Here is a 10,407-nt window from a genome sequence, read left to right on the forward strand (position 1 = left end):
GATAAAAGCCTTATAGTACATGTATTTAGAAAGGATTGAGTCCGATGGGTTGTGACTGAATAGCAAGGCATGCTCTATAGCAATATATGGTGTACAGAAGTAGTGTTGCATACATATGAATGGTTAAAGAAATATTTAAAAATATAAAATGGTATATCGCAACATAGTTTTTTGTACATAGATACTTTCATTATACGTATGGAGGGTATTATGGCGACAACATGTGGATTAACTGAATTTGTAGGGACTAGTAAAACTGGTGATACTATAGGTCTCGTAATTGCTAACGTAGATCAACAAGTATTAGATGCGATGAAACTAAAGAAAAAATATCGTTCTATCGGTATTTTAGGTGCTCGTACTGGTGCAGGCCCACACATTATGGCTGCTGATGAAGCGGTAAAAGCAACCAATACTGAAATTGTTAGCATTGAATTACCTCGTGATACTAAAGGTGGCGCAGGCCATGGCTCGTTAATCATCTTTGGTGGTGATGATGTATCCGATGTAAAACGAGCTATTGAAGTAGCGTTAGCTGAAGTGGAACGCACCTTTGGCGATGTATATGCAAACGATGCTGGTCATATTGAACTTCAATATACAGCACGCGCTAGTCATGCAGTAAATGCAGCATTTGGCGCTCCTGAAGGTAAAGCATTTGGCCTTATCGTAGGTGCTCCAGCAGCTATTGGAGTAGTTATGGCCGATGTAGCTGTTAAATCTGCAAACGTTGATGTAATCGGTTATGCATCTCCGTCTGCAGGTACAAGTAATTCTAACGAAGTAATTTTACAGATTTCTGGCGATTCTGGGGCTGTACGACAAGCGGTTATCTCTGCTCGTGAAGTAGGTAAACAATTGCTCGGTACTATGGGTGACGAACCAGTGAACGGAGCCCCTTCCTATATCTAATCTGAAAGGATGGTATGCCCTATGAAATCAAAACGTTTCGAAGTCTTAAGTCAACGTCCTGTTAATCAGGATGGTTATGTAAAGGAATGGGTAGAGGAAGGTTTTATAGCCATGGAATCTCCTCAAGATCCAAAGCCTAGCCTCAAAATCGAAGGCGGTCGCATCGTTGAACTCGATGGTAAACGCCGCGAAGATTTTGATCTTATCGATACATTTATTGCGAACTACGGTATCGTTCTCGATGGTGCTCAACAAGCGATGGCAAAGGACTCAAAAGAGATTGCTAATATGATGCTTACACCATCAGTGCCTCGTGAAGAAATCGTTAAGATTTGTAAATCTATTACCCCAGCGAAAATGCTGGAAGTTGTTTCTTGCATGAATGTTGTTGAAATGATGCAATGTATGCAAAAAATGCGTGCTCGTCGTACAATGGCTAACCAAGCCCATGTAACGAACGTAAACGACAACCCAGTACAAATCGCAGCGGATGCTGCAGAAGGTGCACTTCGTGGGTTCGCAGAAGAAGAAACAACAGTTGCCGTTGCTCGTTATGCACCACTTAATGCCATCAGCTTACTTGTAGGTTCTCAATGTGGTCGACCAGGCGTATTGACTCAATGCTCCTTGGAGGAAGCAACAGAATTGGAACTTGGTATGCGTGGCTTCACAGCTTATGCAGAAACTATTTCTGTATATGGTACAGAAGATGTATTTACTGATGGTGATGATACACCTTGGTCTAAAGGCTTCCTCGCATCTGCTTATGCATCTCGTGGCCTTAAAATGCGCTTTACTTCTGGTACAGGTTCTGAAGTACAAATGGGCCAAGCAGAAGGTAAATCTATGTTGTACCTTGAAATCCGTTGCCTATACATCACAAAAGGGGCTGGCGTACAAGGTATCCAAAATGGTTCTGTAAGCTGTATCGGTATTCCAGCAGCCGTACCTTCTGGTATCCGTGCTGTATTAGCAGAAAACCTTGTAGCAGCTATGCTCGACCTAGAATGTGCATCTAGTAATGACCAAACATTCAGCCACTCCGACTTGCGTAGAACAGCTCGTACATTGATGCAATTTGCACCAGGTACTGACTTCATCTGCTCTGGTTATAGTTCTACACCAAACTATGATAACATGTTTGCTGGCTCCAACTGGGATGCTGAGGACTTTGATGACTGGACAGTTATCCAACGTGACCTCAAGGTAAATGGCGGTCTTATCCCTGCTCGCGAAGAAGAAGTAGTAGCGGTTCGTAATAAAGCGGCTCGTGCACTACAAGCTTTGTTCAAAGCTTTAGGTTTGCCTCCGATTACAGATCAAGAGGTAGAGGCTGCTACCTATGCGAATGGCTCTAAAGACATGCCTCCTCGCGATAAGGTTGCAGATATTAAAGCGGCTCAAGACTTGTTAAACCGCGGTGTTACAGGCGTTGACTTCGTAAAAGGCTTAGCTAAAGAAGGTCATCAAGATGTAGCACAAAGTATTTTGAATCTATTAAAACAAAAAATCTCCGGTGATTACTTACAAACATCGGCTATCTTTGACCGTGACTTTAACGTTATCTCCGCGATTAACAATAAAAATGACTATCAAGGTGCTGGCACAGGTTATCGTGTGGAAGGTGAAGATTGGGAACGCATTAAAAATATTCCAAACGCCATTGATCCACGGGATATATAAGGAGGTGTCATGATGGCTGAAATTAACAAAGATGTATTACGTTCTATTATCCTAGACGTTTTACAAGAAATGGGTGGTGTTCATGAGGCACCACAATTCAAGGCTAGTGTTGGTGAAAGCACAACATCAAGTGCGGCTCCTAGACATGAAGATCCAACTGGTGACGATAGCTGGCTCCAAACTGGTGGCCCTGCACAACCTGGTACAAGCGCAGATGAAGTAGTTATTGCTGTTGGTCCTGCCTTTGGCCGTAGTCAACGACAAACTATCGTTGGTGTACCGCATCAAGAAGTAATTCGCCAATTAGTAGCTGGTATCGAAGAAGAAGGTTTAAAAGCTCGTGTGATTCGCGTATACCGTTCCTCTGACGTAGCGGCCGTAGCTGTTGAAGGCGATTCTATTTCTGGATCTGGTGTATGTATCGGTATTCAATCTAAAGGTACTACTTTGATTCACCAACGCGATTTACAACCACTTTCAAATTTGGAATTATTCCCTCAAGCACCGCTATTAACAGCTGAAACATACCGTGCTATCGGTAAAAATGCTGCTAAATACGCTAAGGGCGAATCCCCAACACCAGTACCAACAATGAACGATCAAATGGCTCGTCCAAAATACCAAGCATTATCTGCATTGCTTCATATCAAGGAAACTAAGCATGTAGTAAAAGGTAAGCCAGCTGATGAAGTTCGTGTCACTGTATAAGGAGGTTTACTATGGCTAACGAATTAGAAGCCTTAATTCGGCAGATTGTATCTGATATAGAAGGGGCAAAGGGAAATGCTACACAATACTCTGCGCCTCATACATCATCTACACCTAATACAGCAGTTGTAGATAGAGTGGTTACCATCGAAGATTATCCAATTTCTAAAAAACACCCAGAATGGATTGATCTTGGTCAAGGTCGAGACTTGAGCCACATTACGATGGATAACGTAATGGCCGGTCATATCACAATGGACGATTTAAAAATTTCTCCATCCATTTTGAAAGCTCAAGGTCAAATTGCTAAGGCTGGGGGCCGAGATCAAATTGAACTCAACTTCTCTCGTGCTGCAGAAATGACAAAGGTAAGTGATAAACGCTTACTTGAAATGTACAATGCACTTCGTCCATATCGTTCTTCCAAACAAGAATTATTAGATATTGCTAGCGAACTTGATGGTTTAGGGGCTCCGATTTGTGCAAACTTTGTACGAGAAGCTGCAGAAAATTATGAACGTCGTAAAAAACTTAAAGGTGATAATTAACCTATAGGAGATGTCATTATGAAACGAATTGTTGGCATCGATATCGGAAACTCTACAACAGAAGCGGCCTTGGCCGAAATTCATAGTAATGGAGAGGTAAAGTTCTTATCTTCTGCCATCGCTAGTACCACTGGTATTAAAGGGACGCGCGAAAATATCGTAGGCCTCATGGATGCCCTCAAGTCGCTAATTAGGTCTGCTAATCTTACACTACGAGACATTGACTTAGTTCGCATTAATGAGGCTACACCAGTTATCGGCGATGTGGCCATGGAAACGATTACAGAAACCATAATTACGGAATCTACGATGATAGGGCACAACCCTAAAACACCAGGTGGCTTAGGTCTTGGTGTAGGGTATACCGTTCCCATTGAGCAACTAATTGATAAGCCACAAGGTCAGCCATACATCGTGGTAGCTCCAAAGATTATCGATTTTGAATTGATAGCACAGCTGATTAATGCATATTGCAAACGAGGTTATGATATTCGAGCTGCTATCCTTCAAGCCGATGACGGCGTACTCGTTAACAATCGATTGGATCATAAAATTCCTATCGTAGATGAGGTTGCGTATATCGATAAAATCCCAATGGGCATGCTTTCTGCCGTAGAGGTTGTAGAACCGGGGCAAGTGGTATCACAATTATCAAATCCTTATGGGATTGCCACTGTATTTGAGCTTTCACCAGAGGAAACAAAGAATATTGTACCTATCGCTAGAGCTCTTATCGGAAATCGCTCAGCTGTAGTCATCAAAACACCGGCAGGGGACGTTAAGGAGCGGGTAATACCGGCAGGATCCATCATTGTTATGGGGAATGATCGAACTGTATCCGTCGATGTATCTGCTGGGGCAGAGAGAATTATGGAAACCCTCGAATCTGTTCATCCTATCGATGATATCAGTGGTGAAGCAGGTACGAACGTAGGTGGCATGCTTGAAAAGGTTCGCCTTACAATGGCTCAATTGACAAATAAATCCCCGCAAGATGTATTCATCCAAGACTTGCTAGCCGTAGATGTAGCTGTCCCTATCAATGTAAAGGGTGGCCTTGCAGGTGAGTTCTCTATGGAACAAGCCGTAGGCATTGCCTCCATGGTTAAGTCAGATCATCTACAAATGGAAATCATTGCAAAGCAGGTAGAAAAAGAGTTAGGCGTACCAGTTGAAATCGGTGGTGAAGAGGCTGAATCAGCTATCTTAGGGGCTTTGACTACACCGGGGACAGCAAAACCAATGGCCATACTCGATCTAGGGGCAGGCTCAACTGATGCATCCATCATTAACCAAGAAGGAAAAATTAAAGCCATTCATCTTGCAGGAGCAGGAAATATGGTAACTATGCTCATTAATTCTGAACTTGGTTTAGAGGATATGCATATTGCAGAAGCCATCAAACGAGATCCATTGGCTCAAGTACTCAGTGTATATCACATTCGTCACGAAGATGGAACGGTGCAGTTCTTTAATGAACCACTTTCGGCAGCATTGTTTGGACGCGTTGTTATCGTAACGCCAGATGGGCTCGTTCCTGTAGAGCGAGATATCCCTCTAGAAAAGATTAAGCGTGTTCGTCAAACTGCAAAGAAACGGGTATTTGTCACAAACTCACTCCGCGCTTTGGCATCTGTTAGTCCTACTCATAATGTGCGAGATATACCATTCGTAGTTATCGTAGGTGGTTCTGCATTAGACTTTGAAATTCCTCAACTCGTAACCGATGCACTTTCACAATATGCATTAGTAGCGGGGCGAGGCAATATTCGAGGCGTTGAAGGGGCACGAAATGCGGTAGCAACAGGATTGGTATTATCTTATGCACAGAAGGGAGGCCTATGATGGATCAAAGTATCGTCAGTAAGCCAACCATATTGCTCTATGCCACACAGCATATCAGTGCGGATATACTAAAACCCGTTCTATATGGCATTGAAGAGGAAGGTCTACCTGTTGTCATTGAGTTCCATAGTGGTACGCATACGACATTGGCTGACCTAGCATCTCGTAATTCGGCTTTATCTGTTGGGATAGGCGTTGATGATGAGACGATTGTGTTAACCTATAAAAATATACCGGCTCATCAATTTATTTATCGACTTACGGGCTATGCTCAATATCCAGATAGCTTACGCACCTTAGGTGTCAATGCAGCCCGCCTTGTAAAAGGTAATCCTTTCGTTTCTGATGAACGATTGGAAGTAGCTTTTTAAATCTAACTAACTTTAGAGGTGGTGCATATGGCTATTTATACGAAAACCGGTGATACAGGTACAACAGCCCTCTTTGATGGCACTAGAGTACCAAAAAATTCACTTCGTGTGGACACATATGGAACCTTTGATGAATTAAATGCACAGGTTAGTGTATGTGAGAAATTAGTCGTCTCACCAGACAATAAACATGTGCTTCACACATTACAACATCAGCTATTCCGCTTATGTGCGGAGGTAGCAACGCCTCATGTGGAAAATCTTAGTGAAAGTAGTAATCTAATTTCACAACAAGATATAAGCGAATTGGAACACATGATTGATGACTATACAAAGCGATTGCCACAGCAACATAGCTTTATATTAAGCGGAAATTATCTATCTGCTGCAGAGCTACACGTGGCGCGTACTATTTGTCGTCGTGGTGAACGATTGCTTATAAGTTTAGGTTCTGTAGAACCTATTCGCGATGAGGTTCGTAAATTTATTAATCGACTATCTGATGCTCTATATATCATGGCTCGCATGGAAGACTATATACAATTTGTAGAAACAATTGTAGAACGCGTTTCAGAACGTGTAGCAACTAGTCGTGAGGAAATACTGACAGAAAGCAATCAATGCGTAAGTAATATAGAGCATACTGCTGAAAGTGGAGTTATTGATATGACAACTGGATCAGAGTTAGAGCATATTATGACGAAGCTTTCACAAGCGGCAATGGACTACGCTCAGTCCATAGGCGTACCTATCGTTGTATCTATAGTAGATGCAAACGGTATATTAATGTATTTCCAACGTATGTCAGATGCATTGCTCATCAGTAACGACATCGCACAGGCAAAGGCGTACACCGCAGTAGCGCTTAAATCAGCAACTCATGAAATACATCCAAGCGCACAGCCTGATGGCAATCTATTCAACATAGAATCCATGGTAAACCGTAAAATTTGCACCTTTGGTGGCGGATATCCAATCATGATTAATGGAAAAATGATTGGTGGACTCGGCATTAGTGGTGGTACTGTGGCACAGGATATGGACATTGCATCTCACGCATTACAATCTTTGTAGATTTATGAGGTGAAAACAATGGACGTAACGCAAATGTATATTAGTGAGTTTGTTGGTACTGCCGTTCTAATTGCATTTGGTAACAGTACAAATGCATCAATTTTATTAAAGAAAACCATCGTTAGTATTTTTGGTACTAATTGGTTACACATTATCTTTGGATGGGCCTTTGCCGTTTCCTTTGGTGTATACGTAGGTATTACACTTGGTGGCCCTGGTCATTTGAATCCAGCAGTTACCTTTGCCCTTGCTGTAGCTGGTATATTCCCTTGGGATCAAGTTATTCCAATGTCCATAGCGCAAATTGCAGGTGGTTTTACAGGTGCTGCCATTGCTGCACTGTTCTATTATCCACATTTTAAAGTAACAGGTCCTGATGAAGGGAACTGCGTAGGGATTTTTGCAACAGGTCCAGCAATCGATAATAAACCTTTCAATTTGATATCTGAAATTATAGCAACATTTATGTTTATGTTAGCGATTCTCTGCTTAGGCAAAATGGCCGATGGTTTGGCACCTATGGTCATCGGTATTTTGGTAGCATCCATTGGTATGTCCTTTGGTGCAACTACTGGATATGCGTTAAATCCAGCCCGTGACTTTGGTCCACGGTTAGCATACTTCTTATTACCAATTCCTAATAAGGGAACTGCGAATTGGCAATATGCATGGGTACCATTTATTGGACCATTGATTGGGGCAGGTTTAGCCGTATTATTCTTTCAATTAGTGGCACCTTAACTATAGCTAGAGTATATAAAATGATGACAAACTATGGTATGCCAATATAGTTTAAAGAATACATTTTGAAGTAGGAGGAGATTATATGGCCTTTCAAGAGGTAATTGATGCAAAACAGCGCATCATACAAGAATTTGTACCCGGAAAGCAGGTTACGATAGCTCATGTTATTGCTAATCCTAAGCCAGATCTATTTAGAAAAATGGGGCTTGAGGAAAAAGGGCGCAATGCCATTGGGATTCTTACCATAACACCTGGCGAAGGGACCATTATTGCAGCCGATATTGCAAGTAAATCTGGTGATATCGAAATCGGTTTCATCGATAGATTTTCGGGGGCACTTCTCATAACTGGTGATGTATCTGCTGTTGAATCTGCTTTGCGTAGCGTAATTGAAGGACTGCAACGCATATTAGGATTCTTCCCAACGGATTTAACAAGATCCTAATGAAAGGGTAATTATGAGTACCGAAAAGAAAGAAAAACGCATCCTTCTAGTAGGTCGTAGCGGTTGTGGTAAAACTACATTAGCAGATACGATTACTCATGGCTCGGCTACGTATCATAAGACACAAGCCATAACGAGAGTGGGAAACTTCATCGATACCCCTGGAGAATATATGGAGAATCCTAATTACTATCGAGGCATTATCTTGCACGCCTATGATGCGGACTTAGTGATTTTCATGATTCCAGCAGGTGATGAAACAACCATATTCCCACCAAGCTTTGGAAACTCTTTAAATCGCGAGGTTATAGGTGTTGTGTCAAAGGTGGATACAGGCAAAGATGTTGAGGTGCCTAGGCGCAATCTCAAATTAGCAGGAGCCACTAAGATTTTTGAAATATCCGTTCACGACGAAGAGTCATTAGAACATTTATGTAACTACATATATGGTTAGTTGAAAGAAGGTTTTTCCATGGACAGAGGTTTTGAAGAACAACTTAATCAATTTATTTTAAATAAGGCGATCATTCCAAAAAGCTTGGGTCTATGGGAACGATATTTCAAAAAAATGTGTCTTGCTTGGCAGGATATGGCACCTGAGATTCATGCTCAGCATATTATCTTTTCTGCAGATAATGGTATCTCCGTAGATGGCCTAATTGGTTATAACTATGAGATTACCCGTAAACAATCTCAGAATATGATTGATGGTAAAAGCGCAGTTGCTAATTACTGTATCTTCAACCATATCCCTTACGAAGTGGTAGATGTAGGCATTGCGTGCCCACAAGGTATTGGAGTAAATCGAAAGGTTGCTCAAGGCACAAAAAACATATTACATGGTGCTGCTATGAGCGATGAAGAATTCGACCTAGCATACCAAGCGGGATATAACCGTGTTGTGTATTATGCAGAATCGGGCATTAATCTATTTTCCTTCGGAGAAATGGGTGTTGGTAATACGACTACCTCAGCAGCTGTCTTGAGTGGACTTACAAAACTAGACTCACGGATAACCGTAGGTCCAGGATCTGGTCCTGATGAAGAGGCGTATATGAATCAGAAACGAGAATTTGTTCGCACTGCACTATCTCATCATAAGGGGCACTTAAATAGTCCTAAAGAGGTAATTAGCCGCGTAGGTGGCTTTGATTTAGCCGCTATTACAGGTGCTATGGTAGCTTGTACAGACTTACATATCCCATTTGTTATCGATGGTTATATTACAGCTGTTGCAATGGCCTGTGCTACTCAAATGAATGGAGAGGCTCCATTATACGGTATTCCATCTCATTATTCTCGTGAGGTAGGGATGGCCGCAGCATTAGCCTATGCAAATATTCGTCTTGACGAAGTTCCAATCCATGGACAAATGGCGTTAGGTGAAGGTACTGGGGCGGTACTCATGGTACAACTACTTAAAACAGCACACTTTGCCTTTATGAATATAGGTACCATGGTGGAACTATTAGAAAAATAAATTTGTAATCTTTGTACTATGTTTTGTAAAAGGAGAGAAAACAGATGACACAAGAAGCATTAGGTATGGTGGAAACTAAGGGCCTAGTAGGCGCTATTGAAGCAGCTGATGCAATGCTTAAAGCAGCTAATGTGGAACTCGTAGGCAATGAAAAAATTGGTTCTGGTCTCGTTACTGTTATGGTTCGTGGTGATGTAGGTGCTGTAAAAGCTGCTGTAGACGCAGGTGCAGCTGCTGCAGAACGGGTAGGCATTGTTATCTCTACTCATGTAATTCCAAGACCACATAAAGATGTAGAAGGTATTTTACCAACAAAGGGTGAATAATTATGGCCGATACTAATAGTATGGTAGATGAGATTTTAAAGCGCGTATTGATGCGTATCGATAGTGCTGATTTAAGCAAAACTACAGGCGCGACTAGTAATACATCATATGCTTCGTCACCTGTAAGTTCACCTACTGTAAGTCAACTACAAACTTCTATGATTACTGAACACGTAGGTAGCACTACAACAGGCGATACAATTGGTCTCGTAATTGCCAATGTTGATAGTCAAGTATTGGAAGCTATGAAGCTCACTAAGTCATATCGATC

General features: G+C 41.8%; 12 protein-coding genes and 1 pseudogene. All 13 read left to right on the forward strand.

Annotated elements, in window-relative coordinates:
• Nucleotides 1–210: 210 nt before the first annotated feature.
• A complete protein-coding gene (pduB, locus tag QZ334_RS04800; RefSeq protein ID WP_038124004.1) occupies nt 211–912 on the forward strand; it encodes a propanediol utilization microcompartment protein PduB in 702 nt (233 codons plus the stop codon).
• A gap of 21 nt (nt 913–933) precedes the next feature.
• Nucleotides 934–2,595 carry a propanediol/glycerol family dehydratase large subunit gene (locus QZ334_RS04805; protein WP_285363905.1) on the forward strand — a complete coding sequence of 554 codons (1,662 nt, stop codon included), beginning with the start codon at nt 934–936 and terminating at the stop codon, nt 2,593–2,595.
• Nucleotides 2,596–2,604: 9 nt separating this feature from the next.
• Nucleotides 2,605–3,303 (forward strand): propanediol/glycerol family dehydratase medium subunit, encoded by a 699-nt coding sequence (locus QZ334_RS04810; protein ID WP_024066321.1) that lies wholly within the window; start codon nt 2,605–2,607, stop codon nt 3,301–3,303.
• Between the two features lie 11 nt (nt 3,304–3,314).
• The gene (locus QZ334_RS04815; RefSeq protein WP_295232376.1) at nt 3,315–3,851 is read left to right on the forward strand and encodes a diol dehydratase small subunit; all 537 of its coding nucleotides are present in this window, start codon (nt 3,315–3,317) and stop codon (nt 3,849–3,851) included.
• A gap of 18 nt (nt 3,852–3,869) precedes the next feature.
• Nucleotides 3,870–5,696 carry a diol dehydratase reactivase subunit alpha gene (locus QZ334_RS04820; RefSeq protein WP_287499270.1) on the forward strand — a complete coding sequence of 609 codons (1,827 nt, stop codon included), beginning with the start codon at nt 3,870–3,872 and terminating at the stop codon, nt 5,694–5,696.
• Nucleotides 5,693–6,067: a glycerol dehydratase reactivase beta/small subunit family protein gene (locus QZ334_RS04825; protein WP_005385280.1), complete on the forward strand. Its 375-nt coding sequence runs from the start codon at nt 5,693–5,695 to the stop codon at nt 6,065–6,067. Before QZ334_RS04820 ends, QZ334_RS04825 begins: the two co-directional genes overlap by 4 nt.
• 27 nt (nt 6,068–6,094) lie before the next feature.
• Nucleotides 6,095–7,141, forward strand: coding sequence for a cob(I)yrinic acid a,c-diamide adenosyltransferase (locus QZ334_RS04830; RefSeq protein WP_295232383.1), 1,047 nt, complete (start codon nt 6,095–6,097; stop codon nt 7,139–7,141).
• A gap of 18 nt (nt 7,142–7,159) precedes the next feature.
• Nucleotides 7,160–7,882, forward strand: coding sequence for an MIP/aquaporin family protein (locus QZ334_RS04835; RefSeq protein WP_119206720.1), 723 nt, complete (start codon nt 7,160–7,162; stop codon nt 7,880–7,882).
• A gap of 85 nt (nt 7,883–7,967) precedes the next feature.
• On the forward strand, nt 7,968–8,330 hold the full coding sequence (gene eutS, locus QZ334_RS04840) for an ethanolamine utilization microcompartment protein EutS (RefSeq protein ID WP_038117203.1): 363 nt from the start codon (nt 7,968–7,970) through the stop codon (nt 8,328–8,330).
• Nucleotides 8,331–8,343: 13 nt separating this feature from the next.
• Nucleotides 8,344–8,784: a EutP/PduV family microcompartment system protein gene (locus QZ334_RS04845; protein WP_295232386.1), complete on the forward strand. Its 441-nt coding sequence runs from the start codon at nt 8,344–8,346 to the stop codon at nt 8,782–8,784.
• A gap of 18 nt (nt 8,785–8,802) precedes the next feature.
• Nucleotides 8,803–9,810, forward strand: a complete 1,008-nt coding sequence (locus QZ334_RS04850; protein WP_295232389.1) for a nicotinate-nucleotide--dimethylbenzimidazole phosphoribosyltransferase — start codon at nt 8,803–8,805, stop codon at nt 9,808–9,810.
• Nucleotides 9,811–9,854: 44 nt separating this feature from the next.
• Nucleotides 9,855–10,136, forward strand: a complete 282-nt coding sequence (gene pduA, locus QZ334_RS04855) for a propanediol utilization microcompartment protein PduA (protein WP_005385289.1) — start codon at nt 9,855–9,857, stop codon at nt 10,134–10,136.
• 2 nt (nt 10,137–10,138) lie between these two features.
• Nucleotides 10,139–10,407, forward strand: a pseudogene (locus QZ334_RS04860) (propanediol utilization microcompartment protein PduB); the annotation flags it as partial.

Origin of the sequence: Veillonella sp. (assembly GCF_019414865.1) — a bacterium.
Taxonomy (GTDB): domain Bacteria; phylum Bacillota; class Negativicutes; order Veillonellales; family Veillonellaceae; genus Veillonella.